Annotated in this window: 20 protein-coding genes and 2 tRNA genes; 8 read left to right on the top strand and 14 right to left on the bottom strand. The window is 70.3% G+C overall.

All coding sequences use genetic code 11. From position 1 onward, the window contains the following. Positions 1–490: 490 nt before the first annotated feature. Positions 491–718 carry a hypothetical protein gene (locus H4F90_RS04270; RefSeq protein WP_182661779.1) on the bottom strand — a complete coding sequence of 76 codons (228 nt, stop codon included), beginning with the start codon at positions 716–718 and terminating at the stop codon, positions 491–493. 151 nt (positions 719–869) lie between these two features. Beyond that, entirely contained in the window at positions 870–1736 is an 867-nt protein-coding gene (yjgA, locus tag H4F90_RS04265; RefSeq protein WP_328700818.1) for a ribosome biogenesis factor YjgA, read from the bottom strand. A gap of 128 nt (positions 1737–1864) precedes the next feature. Between yjgA and pmbA the strand changes: the two genes are divergently transcribed. Together pmbA and H4F90_RS04255 are read left to right on the top strand one after the other, a co-directional pair. Beyond that, complete coding sequence (pmbA, locus tag H4F90_RS04260) at positions 1865–3292, top strand: metalloprotease PmbA (RefSeq protein ID WP_182661777.1); 1428 nt, start codon at positions 1865–1867, stop codon at positions 3290–3292. Between the two features lie 34 nt (positions 3293–3326). Beyond that, complete coding sequence (locus H4F90_RS04255) at positions 3327–4409, top strand: TRAP transporter substrate-binding protein (RefSeq protein ID WP_182661775.1); 1083 nt, start codon at positions 3327–3329, stop codon at positions 4407–4409. 80 nt (positions 4410–4489) lie between these two features. Here H4F90_RS04255 and H4F90_RS04250 read toward each other — a convergent pair whose 3' ends face one another. Next, the gene (locus H4F90_RS04250; protein WP_182661773.1) at positions 4490–6334 is read right to left on the bottom strand and encodes a TRAP transporter large permease; all 1845 of its coding nucleotides are present in this window, start codon (positions 6332–6334) and stop codon (positions 4490–4492) included. After that, on the bottom strand, positions 6331–6888 hold the full coding sequence (locus H4F90_RS04245) for a TRAP transporter small permease subunit (protein WP_182661771.1): 558 nt from the start codon (positions 6886–6888) through the stop codon (positions 6331–6333). The genes H4F90_RS04250 and H4F90_RS04245 overlap by 4 nt, the downstream gene beginning before the upstream one ends. Positions 6889–6969: 81 nt before the next feature. Between H4F90_RS04245 and H4F90_RS04240 the strand changes: the two genes are divergently transcribed. Both H4F90_RS04240 and H4F90_RS04235 read left to right on the top strand, forming a co-directional pair. Further along, positions 6970–7851 carry an ABC transporter substrate-binding protein gene (locus tag H4F90_RS04240; RefSeq protein ID WP_182661769.1) on the top strand — a complete coding sequence of 294 codons (882 nt, stop codon included), beginning with the start codon at positions 6970–6972 and terminating at the stop codon, positions 7849–7851. Continuing rightward, complete coding sequence (locus H4F90_RS04235) at positions 7848–9347, top strand: PAS domain-containing protein (RefSeq protein WP_182661767.1); 1500 nt, start codon at positions 7848–7850, stop codon at positions 9345–9347. Before H4F90_RS04240 ends, H4F90_RS04235 begins: the two co-directional genes overlap by 4 nt. Before the next feature lie 23 nt (positions 9348–9370). On the opposite strand, the gene H4F90_RS04230 is transcribed toward H4F90_RS04235, so the two are convergent. Then, positions 9371–9985, bottom strand: a complete 615-nt coding sequence (locus tag H4F90_RS04230) for a C40 family peptidase (RefSeq protein ID WP_235971946.1) — start codon at positions 9983–9985, stop codon at positions 9371–9373. Between the two features lie 275 nt (positions 9986–10260). On the opposite strand from H4F90_RS04230, the gene acuI reads away from it, so the two are divergent. Both acuI and H4F90_RS04220 read left to right on the top strand, forming a co-directional pair. Next, positions 10261–11265 carry an acrylyl-CoA reductase (NADPH) gene (gene acuI / locus H4F90_RS04225; RefSeq protein ID WP_182661763.1) on the top strand — a complete coding sequence of 335 codons (1005 nt, stop codon included), beginning with the start codon at positions 10261–10263 and terminating at the stop codon, positions 11263–11265. Between the two features lie 197 nt (positions 11266–11462). Beyond that, complete coding sequence (locus H4F90_RS04220; RefSeq protein WP_182661761.1) at positions 11463–13385, top strand: propionate--CoA ligase; 1923 nt, start codon at positions 11463–11465, stop codon at positions 13383–13385. 375 nt (positions 13386–13760) lie between these two features. Here H4F90_RS04220 and modC read toward each other — a convergent pair whose 3' ends face one another. From modC to modA, 3 genes are read right to left on the bottom strand one after another with little or no spacing between them, the layout of a single operon-like run. Further along, positions 13761–14867 carry a molybdenum ABC transporter ATP-binding protein gene (gene modC, locus H4F90_RS04210; protein WP_328700817.1) on the bottom strand — a complete coding sequence of 369 codons (1107 nt, stop codon included), beginning with the start codon at positions 14865–14867 and terminating at the stop codon, positions 13761–13763. Beyond that, complete coding sequence (gene modB, locus H4F90_RS04205) at positions 14864–15553, bottom strand: molybdate ABC transporter permease subunit (RefSeq protein ID WP_182661756.1); 690 nt, start codon at positions 15551–15553, stop codon at positions 14864–14866. The genes modC and modB overlap by 4 nt, the downstream gene beginning before the upstream one ends. Positions 15554–15574: 21 nt before the next feature. After that, positions 15575–16330, bottom strand: coding sequence for a molybdate ABC transporter substrate-binding protein (gene modA / locus H4F90_RS04200; protein WP_182661754.1), 756 nt, complete (start codon positions 16328–16330; stop codon positions 15575–15577). A 47-nt stretch (positions 16331–16377) separates the two neighbouring features. On the opposite strand from modA, the gene H4F90_RS04195 reads away from it, so the two are divergent. Beyond that, positions 16378–17157, top strand: a complete 780-nt coding sequence (locus H4F90_RS04195) for a TOBE domain-containing protein (protein ID WP_182661752.1) — start codon at positions 16378–16380, stop codon at positions 17155–17157. Between the two features lie 130 nt (positions 17158–17287). On the opposite strand, the gene clpA is transcribed toward H4F90_RS04195, so the two are convergent. After that, positions 17288–19612: an ATP-dependent Clp protease ATP-binding subunit ClpA gene (gene clpA, locus H4F90_RS04190; RefSeq protein WP_182661750.1), complete on the bottom strand. Its 2325-nt coding sequence runs from the start codon at positions 19610–19612 to the stop codon at positions 17288–17290. Continuing rightward, complete coding sequence (clpS, locus tag H4F90_RS04185) at positions 19609–19971, bottom strand: ATP-dependent Clp protease adapter ClpS (RefSeq protein ID WP_182661748.1); 363 nt, start codon at positions 19969–19971, stop codon at positions 19609–19611. The genes clpA and clpS overlap by 4 nt, the downstream gene beginning before the upstream one ends. A 191-nt stretch (positions 19972–20162) precedes the next feature. On the opposite strand from clpS, the gene H4F90_RS04180 reads away from it, so the two are divergent. Next, complete coding sequence (locus tag H4F90_RS04180) at positions 20163–20417, top strand: cold-shock protein (protein WP_182661746.1); 255 nt, start codon at positions 20163–20165, stop codon at positions 20415–20417. Positions 20418–20524: 107 nt separating this feature from the next. On the opposite strand, the gene H4F90_RS04175 is transcribed toward H4F90_RS04180, so the two are convergent. From H4F90_RS04175 to H4F90_RS04160, 4 genes are all read right to left on the bottom strand, one after another. Then, positions 20525–20600: transfer RNA gene (locus H4F90_RS04175), tRNA-Ala, on the bottom strand. Between the two features lie 92 nt (positions 20601–20692). Then, positions 20693–20769, bottom strand: a tRNA-Pro gene (locus H4F90_RS04170). A 41-nt stretch (positions 20770–20810) separates the two neighbouring features. Further along, positions 20811–21215: a MerR family transcriptional regulator gene (locus tag H4F90_RS15485; protein WP_235971942.1), complete on the bottom strand. Its 405-nt coding sequence runs from the start codon at positions 21213–21215 to the stop codon at positions 20811–20813. Between the two features lie 34 nt (positions 21216–21249). Beyond that, positions 21250–21579 (bottom strand): integration host factor subunit alpha, encoded by a 330-nt coding sequence (locus H4F90_RS04160; protein ID WP_407926170.1) that lies wholly within the window; start codon positions 21577–21579, stop codon positions 21250–21252. Positions 21580–21643 lie beyond the last annotated feature (64 nt).

The following is a 21643-nucleotide window of genomic DNA, read 5'->3' as shown; positions in this document are numbered from 1 at the left end:
CTATGATCGCTTCTTCGCAAAGTTGCGTAAGGCGAAAATTGTCAGACTTTCGTTGAACGTCTATCAAGAAGGCGCTCCAGTCTTCGAGTTTGACGTGAGCGGATTCAATGAACCGAATTACGCTGGCAAGAAGTAGTCGCTGGCGAGGCGCAAGTGTGACCTAACCCCTCTACAGGGACTTCCCGGTTAATCAAGCGGATTGATTTGGGCGGTATCGATAGGCGCCTTTGCTGTTTTCCTCACGACCTGAGTTCGGTTTCGATGCAGCGCCACAGAGAACAGACTGCACATCTACAGGCGGCCTTGTTGCACTCGGGAATCGGTGCGGGCCGAGATACCAAGCGCTCAGCAGGGCTCCATTCACTCGCCGCCGTCGCCACGAATGGCGCGGCACAGGGTTGGTCGAGCGTGCCTGCTGCCGGTCTGACCTATGAATTGCATCTTCGAACGCAGGTCTACGGGGAAGAATTTGTTGGGTCGTGGGTGGGTTTCAGGTTGGCGTCACGGCCGGCAAGATGGGCCGTACCGTTGGCATCTCGTCCGGCTTGACCGACACGTGATTCGGATCGAACACGCGCCCCTTGGCCAGCAGCGCCCAGACGATGCGCGCGTTCTTGTTGGCCAGCGCCACCACAGCGTTCTGCCAGCCCGAGCGCTCTTTCAGCGCCAAGGCCCAGCGGCTGATCGGATCGGTGCGGGTGTGGGCGGCGTTGACCACTGACTTCGCGCCCTGGACCCGCAGGGTGCGCGGCTAGTGGTCGCCGCGCCGGGGATGCGCCCCATGCTGGCTTGGCCGCCGATGAAGTTCTGGCTGTGCACCAGCCCCAGCCACGGGCCGAACTGCGTGAATCGACCTTGGCGGGCTGCCCTCAATCCGCCGGTTCGTCCTGCCCTTCGTCTTCCGCCGCTTGCGGCCTCACCGCCGCCCCTGCCGGCCGTCCGGCCGCCGCGGCATTCACTGCCGAGGCCAGCCGATCCCTCAGCCAGTTGAACAGCTCGCGGTAGCTGCGGCCTTGGCGCGGCGCGGTGCCGGCCCGGGTGGTGTCGGGGCGGTCTTCGGCTTCCTGGCGGGCTTTGCGGACGAGGGCGCGCAGGCGGTGCAGGTCGCTGGCGGGGTGTTCGGCGGCCCAGCGGTCGAAGGCTTCGTCGCTGGCCAGCAGTTCGGTGCGCCAGCGTTCGGCGCGGTGCAGGGCCAGGGTTTCGCGGGCGCGGCCCAGTTGGTGGGCGGCCACGGCTTCTTCGAGGGGGTCGAGGTCCAGCCCGCGCATGATCTTGCCGACGTATTGCAGCTGGCGGCGTCGGCCTTCGAAGCTTTTGGTCTTCTGCGCCATGACGATGGCGTCGAAGGCACGTTCGGGCAGGTCCAGGGCTTTCAGGCGGGCCAGCGGCAGTTCGAGCAGGGCTTCGCCCAGGCGCTGGGCGGCCAGGGCGTCGGTCTTGCGGCGGGTGCGGCTGGGGCGGCCGCTGCCTTCGGGCTCGGCGGGGTCTGGGTCTTCGTCGGGGGCGGGGCCGCCGACATAGATGCTTTCGGCGAGGTCTTCGGGGTCGTGCTCGTCCTGGGGCTCGACCCAGCTGCCGGGCGGGCCGCGGAAGGGCAGGGGGGCACCGCTGCCGGCCGGGCGCCGACGGCGGCCTTCCTGCACGGGCAGGGTGGCGGGCGGCTTGGCGGCCGGACCCTGGCCACTGGGGGCGGGCAGGACGCGGTAGGTCTTGACTTTGGGGGAACGGGCGGGCACGGCAGGGGGTGTTTGGACCGGTGCCGGACGCGGCACAAGGGGCCCGTATCATAGGTTTGACGGCCCGCAGGCCCGGCGCGGCCTTCCGGCCGGCGCGGCCCGCGGACCCGATCCGACCTTTCGTGCCCATGCCCCACGCCCCGATCTTCCCGACCCTTGCCGCCGTCGAGGCCGCCTCCCGCCGCAGCGCGGCCCTGGCCGCCACCGGTTTTGCCTATCCGCCCGCGCAGTTCCAGGCCCTGGTCGAGCAGACCCTGGCCGAGGCCCGCAAGCTCGGCGCCAGCGATGCCGCAGCTGAGGTCAGCGAGGGGGCCGGTCTGACGGTGCAGGTGCGCAAGGGCGAGGTGGAGACGGTGGAGCGCAACCGCGACAAGTCGCTGGGCGTCAGCGTCTACCTGGGCCAGCGCCGCGGGCATGCCAGCACCTCGGACTTCTCCGCGGCGGCCATTGCGCAGACGGTGCGCGCGGCCTACGACATCGCCCGTTTCACCGCCGAGGACCCGGCGGCCGGCCTGCCCGAGGCCGAGGACATGGCCACCGCCGAGGAGGTGGGGCGCGACCTGGACCTCTACCACCCCTGGGCGCTGGATGCCGCGGGCGCGGTGGAGATCGCCCAGCGCTGCGAGGCGGCCGCCTTTGCGGTGGACCGGCGCATCCGCAATTCCGAGGGTGCCTCGGTCTCGGTGCAGCAGGCGCATTTCTGGGCGGGCAATTCGCGCGGCTTCCGCGGGGGTTACCCCAGCTCGCGGCACTCGCTCTCGGTGGCGCCGATCGCCCAGCTGGGGCGCGAGATGGAGCGGGACTACTGGTACAGCTCCGAACGCCACCCGGACGCGCTGGCCGCACCCGAGGCCGTCGGCCGCTACGCCGCCGAACGCGCGCTGGCCCGCCTGCATGGCCGCAAGATCCCGACCTGCGAGGTGCCGGTGCTGTTCGAGTCGCCGGTGGCGGTGGGCCTGCTAGGCGCCTATGTGCAGGCCACCAGCGGCGGCGCGCTCTACCGCAAGGCCAGCTTCCTGACGGAAAGCCTGGGCAAGCCGGTGTTCGCCCGGCACATCGACCTCGACGAGGACCCGCACCTGCTGCGCGGCAAGGCCAGTTCGCCCTTCGACGACGAGGGCGTGGCCACCCGCGCCCGCCGCGTGGTGCAGGGCGGCGTGGTGCAGGGCTATTTCCTGTCCACCTACTCGGCGCGCAAGCTGGGCATGAAGACGACCGGCCATGCCGGCGGTTCGCACAACCTGACGCTGCGCAGCCGCCGCACCCAGGCGGGCGACGACCTGGACGCGATGCTGCGCAAGCTCGATCGCGGCCTCTTCGTGACCGAGCTGATGGGCCAGGGCGTGAACTACGTGACCGGCGACTACTCGCGCGGCGCGGCCGGCTACTGGGTGGAGGGCGGCAAGATCGTCCACCCGGTCAGCGAGGTGACGATCGCCGGCTCGCTGCCGAAGATGCTCAAGGGCATCGTGGCCGTGGGGGCCGACGCCTACACCTTCGGCGGCAAGACCATCGGCTCGGTGCTGGTCGACCGCATGAAGATCGCCGGCGCCTGAGCCGGCCTTCCGTTTCTGCCCTGGAGCCCGCGCGATGCAACGCCGTTCCTTCGTTCGCCACGCCGGCCTGGCGGGCGTGCTGGCTGCCGGCACGGCGCCGGCCGTGGTCGGCGCGCAGCCGGCGCTGCGCTGGCGCCTGGCCTCGAGCTTCCCGAAGTCGCTCGACACCATCTACGGCGCGGCCGAGGTCTTCTCGCGCCGGGTGGCGGCCATGTCCGGCGGGCGCTTCCAGATCAGCGTGCATCCGGGCGGCGAGCTGATGCCGCCGCTGGCCGTGCTGGACGGCGTGCAGGGCGGCACGGTCGAGATCGGCCACACCGCGCCCTACTACTACTTCGGCAAGGACGAGACTTTCGCCATCGGCTGCACCATCCCCTTCGGCCTGAACTCGCGCCAGATGAGCGCCTGGATGATCGACGGCCAGGGCCTGAAGCTGATGCGCGCCTTCTACGCGCAGTACAAGGTCATCAACTTCCCCGGCGGCAACACCGGGGTGCAGATGGGCGGCTGGTACCGGCGCGAGATCAAGGGCCTGGCCGACATGAAGGGCCTGAAGTTCCGCATCGGCGGCTTCGCGGGCCGGGTGGTCGAGCGCATGGGCGTGGTGCCGCAGAACCTGCCGGGCGGCGAGGTCTACCAGGCGCTGGAGAAGGGCACGCTCGATGCGGCCGAGTGGGTCGGCCCCTACGACGACCTGAAGCTCGGCCTGCACAAGGTGGCGCCGATCTACCACTACCCGGGTTGGTGGGAGGGCGGGCCGCAGCTCGACTTCTTCATCAACACCGAGGCCTGGGCCAAGCTGCCGGCCGACTACCAGGCCATGGTGGAGACGGCGGCCATGCAGGCCCACGTCAACATGCAGGCGGCCTACGACGCGCGCAACCCGGCGGCCTTCCGCGAGCTGGTGCGGCAGAAGGCCCGGCCGGTGGCCTTCCCGCGCGCGGTGCTGGATGCGGCCTACCAGCATGCGATGGCGCTCTACGACGAGATCGGCCAGCGCAACCCGAACTGGCGCACCGTCTACGCCGATTACGCAGCCTTCCGGCGCGAGCAGAACCTGTGGTTCCGCTTCACCGAGGCGCGTTACGACAGCTATATGCAGGGCTTGCGGCTCTGAGGCTGGGGCGGCAGCCGGGCGCAGATGCGCTGCGGCGGGGGCGGCAGCGGGCCGCGGGCGGCGGCCCCCGTGCCGGCCGCTCAGCGTGGCGCGGCGGCGGGCGCGGGCTGCTGCAGGGCGCGCAGGGCCTCGGCCTCGCGGGCGGCCAGCTCGGCGTCCAGGGCCTCGGGCGGGACGGGCGGCGGCTCGAAGGGCCGGTCCGGATCGGGGCTGAGGTCGAAGACGCTGGCCCCGGGGCGCAGCCGCAGCGGCTCGGCCCGCGGGCCCTCGGTCTGGACCGCGGGGGATGCGCTTGCGGCCGCATCGTCCAGCCCGTCCGTGACCAGGCCCGGCCAGACCACCAGGGCCGCCACCACCGCCAGCTGCAGGCCGATGAAGGGCAGGGTGCCACGGTAGATCTGCGCGGTGCTCAGGCCCTCCAGCGTGCGGCCGCTGGCCGCATCGCGCCAGGGCGCGGCCGGCGCGACGCTGCGCAGGTAGAAGAGCGCGAAGCCGAAGGGCGGGGTGAGGAAGGAGGTCTGCAGGTTCATCGCCAGCATCACGCCGAACCAGACCATCACCGCCTCCGGTGGCAGGCCTGGCAGCAGCGCGGGCAGCAGCTTTTCGGCCGTCGGCAGCAGCAGCGGCACGACGATGAAGGCGATCTCGAAGAAGTCGATGAACATGCCCAGGCCGAAGACCAGCAGGTTCACCACCAGCAGGAAGCCCCAGGCGCCGCCGGGCAGGCCGGCAAACAGCTGCTCGACCCAGAGATGCCCGTCGGCCGCGTTGAAGGTGAAGCTGAAGACGGTCGAGCCGATCAGGATGAACAGCACGAAGCAGGACAGCTCCGCCGTGCGATCCAGCGCCTCGCGCAGGCTGCTCCGGCCAAGCCGGCGCCGCGTGGCGGCCATGAGCAGCGCGCCGAGGGCGCCGAGCGCACCGCCCTCGGTCGGCGTGGCCAGGCCGAGGAAGATGGTGCCCAGCACCAGGAAGATCAGCAGCAGCGGCGGGATCAGCACGAAGGTGACCTGCTCCGCCAGCTTCGACAGCGCGCCCAGGCCCAGCGCACGGTTCAGCGTGGCCAGCACGAAGGCCAGGGCGGCCGCCACGGCCAGGGCGCTGATCAGCACCTCGTCGCCCGGGGCGGGCGTGCTGCGCTGCAGCCAGGCGTTCACCCAGGCTTCGTGCACCCGGGCCCAGGCCCAGCCGGCGGCTGCGCACAGGGCCAGCAGCAGGCCGAGGGATCGGTGGCCGCTGCGGCCGCTGGCTTCGCGGTGCACGCGCGCCTCGGGTGGCAGGGCCGGCAGCCACTGCGGCTTCAGCCAGGCCATGAGGGCGATGAAGACCAGGTAGGACGCGACCAGCAGCAGGCCCGGCCCCAGCGCGCCGGCATAGAGCTGGCCGACCGAACGGCCCAGCTGGTCGGCCAGCACGATCAGCACCAGCGAGGGCGGGATGGCCTGGGCCAGGGTGCCCGAGGCGGCGATGACGCCCGCCGCCAGCGGCCGGTGGTAGCCGTGGCGCAGCATGATGGGCAGGGAGATCAGGCCCATCGAGATCACCGCCGCCGCCATCACCCCGGTGGTGGCGGCCAGCAGCGCGCCCACCAGCACCACCGCCACGGCCAGACCGCCACGCAAGGGGCCGAAGACCTGGCCGACCGTGTCGAGCAGGTCCTCGGCCAGGCCCGAGCGTTCCAGCACCAGGCCCATCAGCGTGAAGAAGGGAATGGCCAGCAGGGTCTCGTTCTGCATGATCCCGAAGATCCGCAGCGGCAGGGCCTGGAAGAGCGCGGGCGGGAACAGCTCCAGACCGATGCCCAGCAGGCCGAAACCCAGGCCGGTGGCCGCCAGCCCGAAGGCCACCGGCAGGCCCGACAGCAGCACCAGCAGCAGCCCCCCGAACATCAGCGGGACGAAGTGCTCGACCAGCAGGGCGCTCATGGCTGCGGGCCTCCGGCGGCGGGGGCGGCTGCGGCGGCGTAGGGCGAGGGCAGGGCGCCCGCCAGGAAGGCCAGGCGGCGCAGGGCCTCGGCGCCTGTCTGCAGGGCCAGCAGGCCGAAGCCCAGCGGCAGCAGGGCCCAGGCCGGCCAGCGCGGCAGGCCGCCGGCGTTGGCGCTGGCCTCGCCTGAGCGCCAGGCCTCGGCGAACAGCGGCCAGGACAGCTCGATCAGCAGCAGGCAGAGCGGCAGCACGACGAGCAGCAGGCCGAGCAGGTCGATCAGCGCCTGCACCCGCAGGCCGAAGCGCTGCGCGAGCACGTCGATGCGCACATGGCCGTTGCGCAGCAGCACCGGTCCGGCGCCCAGCAGGAAGACGGCGGCGAAGAGATACCACTGCCCTTCCAGCAGGGCGTTGCTGCCCAGGTCCAGGGTCTTGCGCAGGAGGGCGTTGGCGGCCGAGAGCAGCACGGCCAGCAGCACGCCCCAGCGCAGCAAGCCGGCCAGGGCCAGGCTGAGGCGGTCGATCGGGGCGATCAGGCGCAGGAGGAAGGGCATCGAGCAGGTCCGGAGTGCGCCCGCATTCTAGGAAGGGCTCCGAGGCGGGAGCGGGTCGGCTTTGGTGGGATGATCACGGGCATGCTGCGTGTTCAAGGTTCTGCGGTGGGCCTCCTGATCCGCGTCGCGGGCGCTTTGCGGATCGCCTGCACGCTTGCCGTGGCCGCCTGGGTGCCGGCCGAGGCGGCGACCTTGCGCTTGTCCAGCCCGCTGGCCCGGCAGGCCACGGCCCCCGAGGAAAGGGTGCTCCACCAGCTGCGGGCCGGCCAGCCCCTGCGGGTCTGCATCTGGACCGGCTACTACGGCATCACCTGGCGCAACCCGCGCAACCAGCAGCTCGTCGGCCTGGACATCGACCTGTCCCGCCTGTTCGCCGAGCAGCTCGGCGTGCCCATGGTCTATGTGGAGTCGTCCTTCGGCACGCTGATCGACGACCTGCTGGGCGAGCGCTGCGACCTGGCCATGTTCGCTATCGGCGTGCTGCCGCAGCGGGCCCGGCACCTGGCCTTCTCCCAGCCCTACCTGCGGAGCGGGATCTATGCCGTGACCACCCGGAGCAGCCGGATCGTGAAGCGCTGGGCGGATATTGACCGCCCGGGGGTCGTCGTCGCGGTGCAGGCCGGGACCTTCATGGAACCGGTGATGGGCGAGACGCTCAAGCAGGCCCAGCTGCGGGTGATTCGTCCGCCGATGAGCCGCGAACGCGAACTGGAGGCCGGCCGGGTCGACGTCTTCATGACCGACTACCCCTACAGCCGTCGCCTGCTCGACAACGCGGACTGGGCCCGGCTGATCGAGCCGCCCGAGCCCTTCCACGTGCTGCCCTATGCCTACGCCATGCAGCCGGGCCAGCCCGGCTGGCTGGCCGAGGTGGACGCCTTCGTCCTGCGCATCCGCCAGGACGGACGCTTGCTGAGCCTGGCCCGCCGCCATGGCCTGGCGCCGATCGTCGTCGGACCATGAGGATCCTGGCCCCGGCCGAGACCCCTCCGGGGGCAGACCACGAGGGCCTGCTCCAGGCGCAGCGCTGGTTGACCCCGGCCGGCGCACGCTGGGCCTTCGGCCTGATGATCGCCGTGGTGCTGGGGCTGGCCCTTGCAGTTGCAGCGCATCTGCGATCGGAGGTGCTGGTCGACGAGCGCCGCCAGGCCGAGCTCATCGCCCGGGTGCTGGAGGACCACACCACCCGCAGCCTGGAAACCATCGACCTGACCCTGGCCACCCTGGCCGGTGCGATCGAGGGGGCGGGCAGCAGCGAAGGCCACACGTCCCCGCACAAGCTGGTGGATGCCGCCCTGCTGGACCCGACGCTGCAGGGCGTGGCCGCGCTGCGCAGCCTGTCGCTGGTATCGGCCGAGGGCCGCGTGCTCGGCAGCACGCGCAGCGACAACGTGGGCGTGCGCATCGACCTGCGCCGCGTCGGCCTGCGGCCCGACCGGCCGATTCCCCGGCTGGGGCCGATGCAGCGCGCCCGGGATCTGGACGATCTGGCGCAGGGCGCCCCGCCGACCCCCCAGCCGCGCAACCTGATGCCGATGGTGCGGGCCATCGAGGTCGGCGCCTTCAATGGCTTTTATCTGGTGGCCGTGCTGAATCCCGATGCCTTCGCCAACCATTTCGGCATGACGTCCATGCCCAGCGGGCACAGGGCCTCGTTGGCCAGCTACGACGGCCGGCTGCTGGTGCCGGGCGCCGACGTCGATGCCCAGCCCGGCACCGATCTGAGCCTGATGCCGGTCTGGGCCCAGCATCTGCCGCGGGCCGAGCACGGCAGCCTGATCGGAGCCGGCATCGATCCGGGCGAGTACGTGCTGGCCTGGCGGGTGCTGCGCAGCTACCCGCTGGTGGTGGTGGTGGAGCGCAAGCTCGGCGAGGCCATGACCGGCTGGGCCGATCAGGCCCGCCTGATTGCCGCCTTGAGCTTGTTCGCGGTGGCCGCGCTGCTCCTGCTGTCCGGCCTGGCCACCCGCAGCCTGCGGGTGCAGGCGGAGGCCCGCAAGGCCCTCGCCCAGTCCATGGCCGCGCTGCGTGATCGCGAGCAGATGTTGAGCGCGCTGGTCGACAACGTGCAGGAGCTGATGTTCCGCACCGATGCCGAAGGGCGCGTCGGCTTCGTCAACGGCCGCTGGCAGCTCTTCAGCGGCCATCCCCAGGAGTACGCGATCGGGCGCCGCCTGGCCGAGCTCTTCGTGGCGGCCGACCGTCAGCTGATCGATGGCCTGTTCGCGCCGGGGGCCGTGGTCGAACCCGGGGCCAAGGTGCTGGCCCGTCTGCTGCGGCGCGATGGCGGGGAACGCCCGCTGGAACTGGTGCTGGCACCGCTCCACAGCCCCAAGGGCAAGGCCCCGCTGGGCTACACGGGCTTCGCCATCGATGTCAGCGAACGCGAACAGGCGCGCAGTGCGCTGCGGGCCCGGGGCCTGCACCGGCCGGAGGAAGCGGGCGCGGGTCCGCTCTGAGCCGGCCGGCCTGCGGCCCCGGCTCAGCGCTCGGCGGGGGCTGAGCCGCGCAGCGCCGCCAGGGCGGCGGCCGCGTCGATCGGTGCACGCCGCGCGCCGTTGTAGCGCTTGACCCAGTAGGCCATGCGCATGTCCTCAATCTGGATCTTCTGCCCGCTGCGCGGCGAGTGGATGAACTTGCCGTCGCCGATGTAGATGCCGACGTGCGAGAAGGTGCTGCGCAGGGTGTTGAAGAAGACCAGGTCGCCCGGCTTGAGCTCGTTGCGCTCGACCGCCAGCCAACCGGGTGCGCGGGCCTGGTCGGCCGAGCGGCGCGGCAGCACCAGGCCCAGGGTGGACTCGAAGACATGCCGGGTGAAGCCGCTGCAGTCGAAGCCGGTGTCCTCGGACTGGCCGCCATAGCGGTAGCGCACCCCGAGGAAGTTCATGGCCGACAGCACGAGGTCGGAAGCCCAGTCCGACACTTCCTCCGGCACCCAGGTGCCTGCGCGGCTGCCGGAGGTCCCGCCACGGGGCAGGGCCGCGCGCTCGCTGAGCAACTGCAGCAGGGGGTCGCTGGCGCTGGCGGCCGCGGCCGGCGGTGGGGCGGCCGGGGCGGCCCCGGCCGGACCGAGGGCGGCGCCCCCCAGGATCAGCATGGCCAGACCGCTCCGCCAGCACGCCCGCGACACGCGTCGCAGGCGGAGGACGCGGGACGGGGGGCGGGCAAACGGCATGGGCCGCGAGGGTAGCGAGGGCCCCGGAGGCGGTCAAGCCGGGAGGACGGAGCGCCGCGCGCCGAAATCGACGACCATACGGCCGGCCGGGCCGCGCGCCCGCGCGCGCAGGCCGCCCGGGCCCAGGCCCAGACCAAGGCGGCCCCCGCGGGTGGTCGCGATGCACGCCCCCTTGTCGCCCCAGAGGAGAGTCCCCGATGTTCCAAGCCCTGCTGCTCGAAGCCACCGAGACCGAGGGCCGCCCTGGCGTGCGTGCCAGCGTGCGTGCCGTCGATGACAGCCTGCTGCCGCCCGAGGCCGAGGGTCAGGTCACCCTGGCCATCCGGCATTCCACCTTGAACTACAAGGATGGCCTGGCCATCTGCCGCGGCGCGCCCATCGTGCGGCAGTGGCCGCTGATTGCGGGCATCGACGGTGCCGGCACCGTGCTCAGCAGCCGCCATCCCGACTGGCAGCCGGGCGACGAGGTCCTGCTCAACGGCTGGGGCGTCGGCGAGGGCCACCATGGCTGCCTGGCCGAGCGCGCCCGCCTCTCAGGCGACTGGCTGGTTCGCCGCCCGGCCACCCTCGGCAGCGCCGAGGCCATGGCCATCGGCACGGCCGGCTACACCGCCATGCTCTGCCTGATGGCCCTGGAGCGGCACGGCCTGAAGCCGGGCGATGGCGAGGTGCTGGTCACCGGGGCGACCGGCGGGGTCGGCTCCGTGGCCGTCGCGCTGCTGGCCAGCCGCGGCCACCGGGTGGTGGCCGCCACCGGCAAGGCGGAGGAGGGCGATTTCCTGCGCGGCCTGGGTGCGGCCGAGGTCATCGACCGGGCCCTGCTGAGCGCGGCGGGCAAGCCCTTGCAACGCGAGCGCTGGGCCGGTGTGGTCGATTCCGTCGGCAGCCACACCCTGGTCAACGCCCTGGCCCAGACCCGCAGCGAAGGCGCGGTGGCGGCCTGCGGCCTGGCCCAGGGGGCCGACCTGCCGGCCACGGTGATGCCTTTCATCCTGCGCGGCGTCAGCCTGCTCGGCATCAACAGCGTGACCCAGCCGCGCGCCGTGCGCGAGACCGCCTGGGCCCGCCTGGCCGAGGAACTGGACCGCGCGAAGCTGGCCGCGATCACCCAGGAGATTCCGCTGGCCGAGGCCCCCGCGGCGGCCGCCCGCCTGCTGGCCGGCCAGGTGCGGGGGCGGCTGGTCGTACGCATTGCCGCCTGACGCGGGGCACAGCTCAGGGTGCCCACGGGGGGAAAGCGCAGCGTCCGGCTGACAGACTGGGACGGAAAGTCAGCGGCCAGTCAGCCCTAGCGCCTGCAATGCGGGCCGTGTAAAGTCTTCTATAAGACACAAGACTTTGAGGGTGCAGGCTGACGCGACCCGGATGCCGCCGCACCCACCGACCGAGGAGACCTCCGATGACCCTTGCCGCGCCCCTCTCGCCGGCCTATTCCGCGCTGCATCAACGTTCCGTGACGGACCGCGATGCCTACTGGGCCGAGCAGGCCGCCCGCATCGAGTGGGAAACGCCGTTCAGCCAGGTCTGCGACACCTCGAATCCGCCCTTTGCGCGCTGGTTCGTCGGGGGCCGCACCAACCTGTGCCACAACGCGGTCGACCGCCACGCGCGTGACAACCCGCAGACGCAGGCGCTGATCTGGGTCTCGACCGAGACGAACCAGGAACGCATCCTCAGCTTCGCCGAGCTGCAGCGCGAGGTCGAGCGCATGGCTGCGATCCTGCAGGCCCAGGGGGTGGGGCAGGGCGATCGGGTGCTGGTCTACATGCCGATGATTCCCGAGGCCATCTTCGCGATGCTGGCCTGCGTGCGGATCGGCGCGATCCACTCGGTGGTCTTCGGCGGCTTTGCCAGCGGCAGCCTGGCCAGTCGCATCGACGACGCCCAGCCCAAGCTGGTCGTCAGCGCCGACGCGGGCAGCCGCGGCGGCAAGGTCGTGCCCTACAAGCCGCTGCTCGACGAGGCCATCCGCCTGGCCCAGCACAAGCCGGCCTCGGTGCTGATGGTCAACCGCGGCCTCGCGCCGATGGACACCGTGCCCGGCCGCGACCTGGACTACGCCGCCCTGCGCGAACAGCATCTGGACGCCAAGGTGCCGGTGGTCTGGCTGGAAAGCACGGCCCCGAGCTACACCCTCTACACCAGCGGCACGACCGGCAAGCCCAAGGGCGTGCAGCGCGACACCGGTGGCTATGCCGTCGCGCTGGCCGCGTCGATGGAGCAGATCTACGCCGGCAAGCCGGGCGAGGTCTATTTCTCCACCAGCGACATCGGCTGGGTGGTCGGCCACAGCTACATCGTCTACGGCCCGCTGCTGCACGGCATGGCCACCCTGGTCTACGAAGGCCTGCCGACCCGTCCTGACGCTGCCATCTGGTGGCAGCTGGTCGAACGCTTCAAGGTCACCGTGATGTTCAGCGCGCCGACCGCCGTGCGGGTCCTGAAGAAGGCCGATCCGGAAGCGCTCAAGCGGCACGACCTCAGCTCGCTGCGCGCGCTCTTCCTGGCCGGCGAACCGCTCGACGAGCCGACTGCCACCTGGATCTCCGCCGCGCTCGGCAAGCCCATCATCGACAACTACTGGCAGACCGAGACCGGCTGGCCCATCCTCGGCCTGGCCAATGGCGTCGATGCCCAGACCAGCAAGTTCGGCTCGCCCGGCGTGCCCATGCCGGGCTACAACGTCAAGCTCTTCGACGAGGCCACCGGCGAGGAACTCCTGGGGGGCAACCAGAAGGGCGTGGTCTGCGTCGAGTACCCGCTGCCGCCGGGCTGCATGCAGACCATCTGGCAGGACGACGCACGCTTCGTGAAGACCTACTGGTCGAGCATCCCGGGCCGGCAGGTGTATTCCACCTTCGACTGGGGCATCCGCGACGCCGACGGCTATCACTTCATCCTCGGCCGCACCGACGACGTGATCAACGTCGCCGGCCACCGCCTGGGCACCCGCGAGATCGAGGAGGCGATTGCCAGCCACCCGAACGTCGCCGAGGTGGCCGTGGTGGGCGTGGCCGACCAGCTCAAGGGTCAGGTGGCCATGGCCTTCGCCGTCGCCAAGGACAGCAGTCGCCTGGATGACGAAGCCGCCCGCAATGCGCTGGAGGCCGAGATCATGAAGCTCGTCGACGGCAACCTGGGTGCAGTGGCCCGTCCGGCCCGTGTCCGCTTCGTCAATCTGCTGCCCAAGACCCGCTCGGGCAAGCTGCTGCGCCGCGCGATCCAGGCCGTCTGCGAAGGCCGCGATCCGGGCGACCTGACGACCATCGACGATCCGAGCTCGCTGGAGACCATCCGTCAGCTGGTCCAGGCCCCGCGCTGAGTTCGACCCGAACCGGAACGCCAACCCGCGTTCCCGGTGGCTTCAGGCCGCCGGGAACGCGGGCTTTTCGTTTCGGACGCAGTCCGTCGCCGCGGCCAGCCCGTCTGACCTGATCGATAAACCGCGCTAATGATTATTATGTTAAATAACAAGCGGGTACAGACGCCCAGGCGCTCGTCGTGCTGCCCGCGCCTTTCGCAGTGCAGTCGGCGCCCCCCGCGCTGGCCGTGCCATCGAACGCTTCTGGGCACCGCGCATGCAGCGCGCGCTGTGGGCCCATCTCGATGCGCATCCCGATGCGCCGATGAGTCCACGCCTTGGGGCCGCCCTGCGGCGTGCACGCGCCGCCTGCCCGGTGGCCGTCTGACGCATTCTTCAGCCGAGCAGCGCGACCGATTTGACCTGGACCCACACCGTCTGGCCGAGGTGCAGGCCGAGCTGGTCCCAGGCGCGGGCGGTGATGCGGGCGAGCAGCTGCGCCTGCCCGACCCGCAGCCGCACGAGGCGCTGCGCGGGGTGCCGGTCGGCAGCGACCGCCTCGATGCGGCCCTGCAACTGGTTCTGGATGCTGCTGCCCTGCGGTGCCTGGGTGGCCAGGCTCAGGTCGCGCGCCAGCAGCCGCAGGCGCAGCGGGCTGCCCAGCGGACGCTCGGTGTCGCGCAGCCAGAGGCAGCCGCCGGCAAAGTCGGCCCGGGCCAGATGCCATTGCGGCATCCGCTCGGCCAGCACGGCATCAAGCACCACGCCCTGTTCGTCGCCGCCCAGCAAGGGCAGGTCGAGCGCGGCCAGCACCTCGCCCACCGGGCCCTGGCGAAGCACCCTGCCCTGTCCGAGCACCACCACCTGGTCGGCGAGGCGGGCGAGTTCCTCGGGCGAGTGGGTCACATAGACCATCGGCAGCTGCAGCTCGGCGCGCAGGCGCTCCAGCCAGGGCAGCACGTCCTGCTTGCGCGCGGGGTCCAGGGCGGCGAGCGGTTCGTCGAAGAGCAGCAACTGCGGGTCGGTCGCCAGGGCGCGGGCGATGGCGGTGCGCTGGCGCTCGCCGCCTGAGAGCGCCTCGGGCATGCGGTCCATCAGGTGCGCGATGCCGAGAATGTCGATCGCCGCCGCCAGCGTCCGGGCGGCCCGCGCGCTGCCCACGCGCCGCAGGCCATAGCGCAGGTTGGCGGCGACGCTCAGGTGCTCGAACAGCGAGGCCTCCTGGAAGACCATGCCGACCGGCCGCTTCCAGGTCGGCAGGAAGTGGCGACGCGTCTCGTCCTGCCAGAGCTGGCCGGCCAGGTCGACCCGGCCCCGGGGCGCACGCTCCAGGCCGGCCAGGCAGCGCAGCAGCGTGGTCTTGCCCGAGCCGGACGCGCCGAAAAGCACGGTCACGCCAGTCGCTGGCAGGCGCAGGTCGACCTGCAGGTGGAAGGCGCCGCGGGGCCAGTCGAGCTCGACGATGCAGCTCGGCGTCCCGCCTTCGGATGCGCTGCCCTTCACAAGGCAACCCGCGCTTCAGGCCCGCGGCGCATGCGCGCGAGCATCAGCAGCACAACGAAGGACAAGAGCACCATGCCGGCGGCCAGGGTGTGGGCCCGGCCCAGCTCCAAGGCTTCGACGTGGCCATAGATCTGGGTCGAGACGACCCGGGTCTCGCCCGGGATGTTGCCGCCGACCATCAGCACCATGCCGAATTCGCCCACGGTGTGCGCAAAGCTCAGGATGGCCGCGGTCAGCAGACCGGCCCGGGCCTGGGGCAGGGCCACGCTGAAGAAGGCATCGAGCGGCCGTGCCCGAAGGGTGGCCGCGACCTCCATCGGTCGCCGGCCCAGGCTCTCGAAGGCATGCTGGATCGGCTGCACCGCAAAGGGCAGCGAAGCGATGACCGAGCCGATCAGCAGCCCCGTGAAGCTGAAGGAGAGCAGGCCCCAGCCCATCTGGCGGGTGAGCTGGCCGATCGGTCCGTCCGGCCCCAGCAGCACCAGCAGGTAGAAGCCCAGCACCGTCGGCGGCAGCACCAGCGGCAGCGTCACCAGGGCCGAGACGGCAGCTCGCCTGCGCGAGCGACCCTGGGCCAGCCACCAGGCCAGCGGGGTGGCCAGCAGCAGCAGGATCAGGCTGCTCAGTGCGGCCAGTTTCAGGGTCAGGACGATGGCCTCGACGTCCTCGCCCCCCACCCCCCTCATGCCGCAGCTCCGGCGCGCGGCTCAGCGGGCATAGCCATAGGACTCGATCAAGGGCGTGAGCCGCACGCTGCGCAGGTGATCGAGCAGGGCCCGGGCGGCGGGCCGATCGGCCCCCGGACGCAGAAGGACGGCATCCTGATGCAGCGGGGCATGCAGGGCCTCGGGCACCCGCCAGGCGGAACCGCCGGTCAGCCTGCCGTCGAGCTGAACCTGGGCCAGGGCAACGAAGCCCAGCTCGGCATGGCCGCTCGCAACGAACTGGTGGGCCTGGCCGATGCTGTCGCCCTGCACCAGCCTGGCCGCCAGCGCATCCTTCAAGCCCAGCTTGTCGATCACGGCGGCGGCGGCCGCGCCATAGGGCGCGAGCCGCGGATCGGCGATCGCCAGCCGTTCGAAGTGGCCTGTGCGCAGCACCTGGCCTTCCGCATCGACCCGGCCTGCATCCCGGCTCCACAGCACCAGGCGTCCGGTCGCGTAGGTGAAGCGGCTGCCGGGCACGGCCAGGCCTTCGGCTTCCAGCTTGCGCGGGGTCTCCTGGTCGGCGGCCAGCAGCACCTCGAAGGGCGCTCCGTTGCGGATTTGGGCGTGGAACTTGCCGGTCGAGCCCAGGCTGATCAGCAGCTTGTGGCCGGTGGCCTGCTCGAAGTCGGCGGCGATGCGCTGGATGGGCGCCGCGAAGTTGGCCGCGACGGCCACCTTGACCTCATCCGCGCGGGCCTGCGGGCGGGTGGTCAAGACAGCAAGCAGGCCGAGGACTGCCATGGTCCGGAATCTCATTCGCTATTCCTTTGGTGAATAGCGCTAGTCTAGGCCAAACTGAGTGCATGCCTCTGACCTCTTCCGGCCTGGCCCAGGCCCTCTCGGCCAGCAGCACCGACAAGCGCATCGACATCCTGCGTCGCATCGGCGAGGCCGGCTCCATCTCGGAAGCGGCGCGGCGCGCGGGCGTCAGCTACAAGGCGGCCTGGCAGGCCTTGGAGACCCTGTCCAACCTCGCGGGCACCGCGCTGGTCGAGAAGGCCGTGGGGGGCGGGGGGGGCGGCGGTGCGGTGCTGACCGCCAGTGGCCGCCGGGTGCTTGCGGCTGCTAGCCGCCTCGACCAGGCCCGGGCCGAGGTGCTGGCGGCCCTGGCCGCCGGCGCGACCGATCCGGCCGATGGGAAGGGCCGGGCGGGCCTGGCCGCGCTTGCCCTGCGGACCAGCATGCGCAACCAGATGCCCTGCACGGTGGATGCGATCGAGGCCTGCGTGGGCTTTGGCCGCGTGGCCTTGCGCCTGCCGGGCGGCGAGCGACTGCATGCCCAGGTCACGCGGGAAAGCGTGGAATTACTCGAACTGCAGGCGGGCGCCGCCCTGCTGCTGCTGTGCAAAGCCACCGCGGTGCGGGTGAGCCGGCCGGGGGCGGGCGCATTGGCGGGCAACCGGCTGCAGGGTCGGGCCTTGCGGGTGGCCGAGGACCGGCGGGTGCGCCACGAGTTGAGCCTGACCCTGCCGGACGGCTTGCACTGGGTCGGCTTTGCCGAGCCTCATGCGGCGATCGAAGCCGGCGACGCCGTCGAGGCCTGGGTGGACGAGAACGCGCTGGTGCTGGCACGCGCAGCTTGAGCGCCACGAAAGGATCAGACGGGCGGTTCGCAACGAAGTCGCGGATGGCCTCTCCCGGACCCGCGAGCCCTGGCATCGAGCGACGTGCGGGCCCTCCCCTCCCGGGACGGGCCCGCAGCCAGACGGGAACTCAGTCCGTCGTTGCCGGTTCGGCCTTGCTCGGCCGGTCGTTCTTGCGGATGGGCTGGATGTCGAGGGTGACCTCGCCGGCCTCGTCCACATCGACCGACAGGCGGCCGCCGTCGGTCAGGCGGCCGAACAGCAGCTCATCGGCCAGCGCACGGCGGATGGTGTCCTGGATCAGGCGCTGCATCGGGCGCGCACCCATCAGCGGATCGAAGCCCTTGCGGCCAAGGTGCTTGCGCAGCGCATCGCTGAAGCTGACCTCGACCTTCTTCTCGGTCAGCTGGCTTTCGAGCTGCAGCAGGAACTTGTCGACCACACGCAGGATGATCTCCTCGTCCAGCGCGCGGAAGGACACGATGGCGTCCAGCCGGTTGCGGAACTCGGGCGTGAACAGCCGCTTGATGTCGGCCATCTCGTCACCCGACTCCCGGGCGTTCGTGAAGCCGATCACCGACTTCTGCATGGTCTCGGCGCCCGCATTCGTCGTCATGATGATGATGACGTTGCGGAAGTCGGACTTGCGGCCGTTGTTGTCGGTCAGCGTGCCGTGGTCCATGACCTGCAGCAGCACGTTGAAGACGTCCGGGTGCGCCTTCTCGATCTCGTCGAGCAGCAGCACGCAGTGCGGCTTCTTGTTGATGGCCTCGGTCATGAGGCCGCCCTGGTCGAAGCCGACGTAGCCCGGGGGCGCGCCGATCAGGCGGCTGACCGTGTGGCGCTCCATGTACTCCGACATGTCGAAGCGGATCAGGTCGATGCCCAGGGTGTAGGCCAGCTGCTTGGCCACCTCGGTCTTGCCGACCCCGGTGGGACCGCTGAACAGGAAGGCGCCGATGGGCTTGTCGGGCTTGCCCAGGCCGGAGCGGGCCATCTTGATGGCGGCGGCCAGCGCATCGATCGCCGTGTCCTGACCGAAGACCACGTTCTTCAGGTCGCGGTCCAGGGTCTTGAGCTTGCTGCGGTCGTCGTTGCTGACGCTCTGCGGCGGGATGCGCGCGATCTTGGCGACGATGTCCTCGACCTCGGCCCGGGTGATGGTCTTCTTCTGCTTGCTCTTGGGCAGGATGCGCTGCGCAGCCCCGGCCTCGTCGATCACGTCGATGGCCTTGTCCGGCAGATGGCGGTCGTTGATGTACTTGGCCGACAGCTCGGCAGCGGCCTGCAAGGCGCCGAGCGCGTACTTCACGCTGTGATGCTCCTCGAAGCGGCTCTTCAGCCCCTTGAGGATCTCGACCGTCTGCTCGACCGAGGGTTCGCCCACATCAACCTTCTGGAAGCGGCGCGACAACGCCGCGTCCTTCTCGAAGATGCCGCGGTACTCGGTGAAGGTGGTCGCGCCGATGCACTTGAGCTGACCGCTGGACAGCGCCGGCTTCAGCAGATTGCTGGCGTCAAGTGTCCCGCCGGAGGCTGCCCCGGCGCCGATCAGCGTGTGGATCTCGTCGATGAACAGCACGGCGCCGCGCTGCTCCTTGAGCTGCTTGAGCACGCTCTTCAGACGCTGCTCGAAGTCGCCGCGGTACTTCGTGCCCGCCAGCAGCGCGCCCATGTCGAGCGCATAGACGGTGGCGTCGGCCAGCACCTCGGGGACCTCGCCCTGGGTGATGCGCCAGGCCAGACCCTCGGCAATCGCCGTCTTGCCGACGCCCGCTTCGCCGACCAGCAGCGGGTTGTTCTTGCGCCGGCGGCAGAGAATCTGGATGACCCGCTCGACTTCGCCCTCGCGGCCGATCAGCGGATCGATCTTGCCCTCGCGGGCTGCCTGGTTGAGGTTCTGCGTGAACTGGTCGAGCGGAGAGGCCTTGCCCTCGCCGCCGCCCTCCTCCTTCTCGCCGTCTCCGCCCGAGGCGCCACTGCTGCCCTCCGGACCCTTGCTCGGCTCGGGCGGCTCGCTCTTCTTGATGCCGTGCGCGATGAAGTTGACGACGTCCAGACGGGTCACGCCCTGCTGGTGCAGGTAGTACACCGCGTGCGAATCCTTCTCGCCGAAGATCGCGACCAGCACGTTTGCGCCGGTCACTTCCTTCTTGCCGTTGCCGGTGGACTGGACGTGCATGATCGCGCGCTGGATCACGCGCTGGAAGCCAAGCGTCGGCTGCGTGTCGACCTCATCGGTCCCCCCCACCGTCGGCGTGTTCTCCTTGATGAACTGCGTCAGGCTCTTGCGCAGGTCGTCGATGTTCGCCGAGCAGGCCTTGAGCACCTCGGACGCCGAGGGGTTGTCGAGCAGCGCGAGCAGCAGATGTTCGACGGTGATGAATTCGTGGCGCTGCTGGCGTGCTTCCACGAACGCCATGTGCAGGCTCACCTCGAGTTCTTGGGCAATCATGTGGCCTCCATGGTGCATTGCAGGGGGTGCCCGGACCGACGCGCGGCCGTGAGCACCAGTTCTACCTTCGTGGCCGCGACGTCCTTTGTGTAGACGCCGCAGACGCCCCGTCCTTCGTGATGGATCTTCAGCATGATCTGCGTGGCGCTCTCCAGGTCACGCTGGAAAAACTCCTGCAAAACCATGACGACAAATTCCATCGGCGTGAAGTCGTCGTTGAGCAACACCACCTGAAACATGCGGGGTGGTTCCACTTTGGCCGTCTTGCGCTCGGCAAGCACCGTGCCCTGATCGTCCTCCCTGGGCGGTCCGGGAGGCGCTGGGTCCTGGGGGCGGGATGGACTCGACATGGATTTCATTCTATCGATGCCCTCCCGACCTTCCGGACTGCGGGGCCGGATGGCGTGAGCCCACGCGGGCATGGCCTGTCGCAGGCTCACCAGCGCTGCAACCTGAACAAGAAGTCGACAAGCGCTTGACGCTTCCTTGACACCCGCAGGAGCGTGTTCGCAGAATCCCCCGCAGCGCAGGTGCTCGGAGGGAGGCAGTCATGCCCAGCGGTACGGTCAAGTGGTTCAACGACGTGAAGGGCTTCGGCTTCATCGCGCCGGACGATGGCGGCGACGATGTCTTCGCCCACTTCTCCGCCATTCAGATGGACGGCTTCCGCACCCTGAAGCAAGGCGCTCGAGTTGACTACGAGCTGGTGCAGGGGCCCAAGGGGAGCCTGGCGCAGAAGATTCTTGCCCAGGCGTCAACGCAGGCCCAGGTTCCGGCCGCGCAGCCGCTCAGCGCGACGGGCTGAGTCGAGCAGCCTCCCCGCACACGGTCCGGAAGGCCCTTGCCTCAGCGAGGGCCTTCCGGACCGGCCAATAAAAAGGCCCGCGTCTTGCGACGCGGGCCTTCAAGTTTTGGTGGAGAGGAGGAGGATCGAACTCCCGACCTTCGCATTGCGAACGCGACGCTCTCCCAGCTGAGCTACCCCCCCAAAACAGTCGAACTGTTGCTTGCGCGCAAGTCAGCTTGTGGCTGCTTGGCGGGTGCCCTGGAAGCCGGGGAGCTTCCAGGGACTTGGTCTCGTGGTCGGGGTGGCGGGATTCGAACTCGCGACCCCTTGCACCCCATGCAAGTGCGCTACCAGGCTGCGCTACACCCCGACGAGCCCTCTACTATAACCGCATCTTCATCGCTTTGTTGCTCAGACCATCAAGAGACTGCGAATCAGCAACAGCTCGCTGATGAGCACCTGCCGGTCGGCCGGGCTGGCCGGCGCGCGGAGCGCCTCGATGGGCAGCGTCGCGGGCGCATCTTCGAAACCGTCTGGTCCGGTGGCAGGTTCCGGCTGCGCACGCAGGTCGGCCAGCCGGTTGCGCGCTCCGCTGATGGTGAAGCCCTGGTCGTAGAGCAACTCCCGGATGCGGCGGATCAGCAGCACCTCATGATGCTGGTAGTAGCGCCGGTTGCCCCGTCGCTTCATCGGTCGCAGCTGGGTGAACTCCTGCTCCCAGTAGCGCAGTACATAGGGCTTGACGGCGCACAGTTCGCTCACCTCGCCGATGGTGAAGTAGCGCTTGGCAGGGATCGGCGGAAGCGCTTTTTCCATGAATATCAACGGCGAATCGAAGGAATCTCAGACTTTACTCGAACTGATCCCCTGCCCCGGGCTCGCCCTGGACCAGGGCCTTGAGCTTCGGGCTGGCGTGAAAGGTGACCACATCCCGGGCCTTGATCGGAATGGTCTCGCCGGTGCGCGGGTTGCGGCCGGGCCGCGGCGCCTTGCGGCGGATCTGGAAGTTGCCGAAGCCCGACAGCTTCACATCCTGGCCGGTAACGAGGCGGCCATGGATCAGCTCGAAGAAGGCTTCGACCATGTCCTTCGACTCGCGCTTGTTCAGGCCCAGGCGCTCGAACAGCAATTCGGCGAGCTCGGCCTTGGTCAAGGTCGGGGTTTCGAGGCTGGCGAGCAGGGCGCCCCCCCCCTCCCCTTCGTCGCCGCGCAGCGAGGCCTCGGCCGTGCGGCGTTCGGCGGGG

The sequence above is a fragment of the Aquariibacter albus genome, assembly GCF_014145335.1.
Taxonomy (GTDB): Bacteria; Pseudomonadota; Gammaproteobacteria; order Burkholderiales; family Burkholderiaceae_C; genus Aquariibacter; species Aquariibacter albus.
This window is presented reverse-complemented; position numbering and strand designations above follow the sequence as displayed.

Bases quoted from the DNA above. Each gene is read 5' to 3' on its own strand.
- clpA (WP_182661750.1), bottom strand. From the start codon at position 19,612: ATGATTGCCCAAGAACTCGAGGTGAGCCTGCACATGGCGTTCGTGGAA.
- H4F90_RS04250 (WP_182661773.1), bottom strand. From the start codon at position 6,334: ATGAGCGCCCTGCTGGTCGAGCACTTCGTCCCGCTGATGTTCGGGGGG.
- H4F90_RS04255 (WP_182661775.1), top strand. From the start codon at position 3,327: ATGCAACGCCGTTCCTTCGTTCGCCACGCCGGCCTGGCGGGCGTGCTG.
- H4F90_RS15485 (WP_235971942.1), bottom strand. From the start codon at position 21,215: ATGGAAAAAGCGCTTCCGCCGATCCCTGCCAAGCGCTACTTCACCATC.
- H4F90_RS04235 (WP_182661767.1), top strand. From the start codon at position 7,848: ATGAGGATCCTGGCCCCGGCCGAGACCCCTCCGGGGGCAGACCACGAG.
- H4F90_RS04245 (WP_182661771.1), bottom strand. From the start codon at position 6,888: ATGCCCTTCCTCCTGCGCCTGATCGCCCCGATCGACCGCCTCAGCCTG.
- clpS (WP_182661748.1), bottom strand. From the start codon at position 19,971: ATGAAATCCATGTCGAGTCCATCCCGCCCCCAGGACCCAGCGCCTCCC.
- H4F90_RS04220 (WP_182661761.1), top strand. From the start codon at position 11,463: ATGACCCTTGCCGCGCCCCTCTCGCCGGCCTATTCCGCGCTGCATCAA.
- H4F90_RS04195 (WP_182661752.1), top strand. From the start codon at position 16,378: ATGCCTCTGACCTCTTCCGGCCTGGCCCAGGCCCTCTCGGCCAGCAGC.
- pmbA (WP_182661777.1), top strand. From the start codon at position 1,865: ATGCCCCACGCCCCGATCTTCCCGACCCTTGCCGCCGTCGAGGCCGCC.
- acuI (WP_182661763.1), top strand. From the start codon at position 10,261: ATGTTCCAAGCCCTGCTGCTCGAAGCCACCGAGACCGAGGGCCGCCCT.
- H4F90_RS04180 (WP_182661746.1), top strand. From the start codon at position 20,163: ATGCCCAGCGGTACGGTCAAGTGGTTCAACGACGTGAAGGGCTTCGGC.
- modA (WP_182661754.1), bottom strand. From the start codon at position 16,330: ATGAGATTCCGGACCATGGCAGTCCTCGGCCTGCTTGCTGTCTTGACC.
- H4F90_RS04240 (WP_182661769.1), top strand. From the start codon at position 6,970: ATGCTGCGTGTTCAAGGTTCTGCGGTGGGCCTCCTGATCCGCGTCGCG.
- H4F90_RS04230 (WP_235971946.1), bottom strand. From the start codon at position 9,985: ATGCTGATCCTGGGGGGCGCCGCCCTCGGTCCGGCCGGGGCCGCCCCG.
- modB (WP_182661756.1), bottom strand. From the start codon at position 15,553: ATGAGGGGGGTGGGGGGCGAGGACGTCGAGGCCATCGTCCTGACCCTG.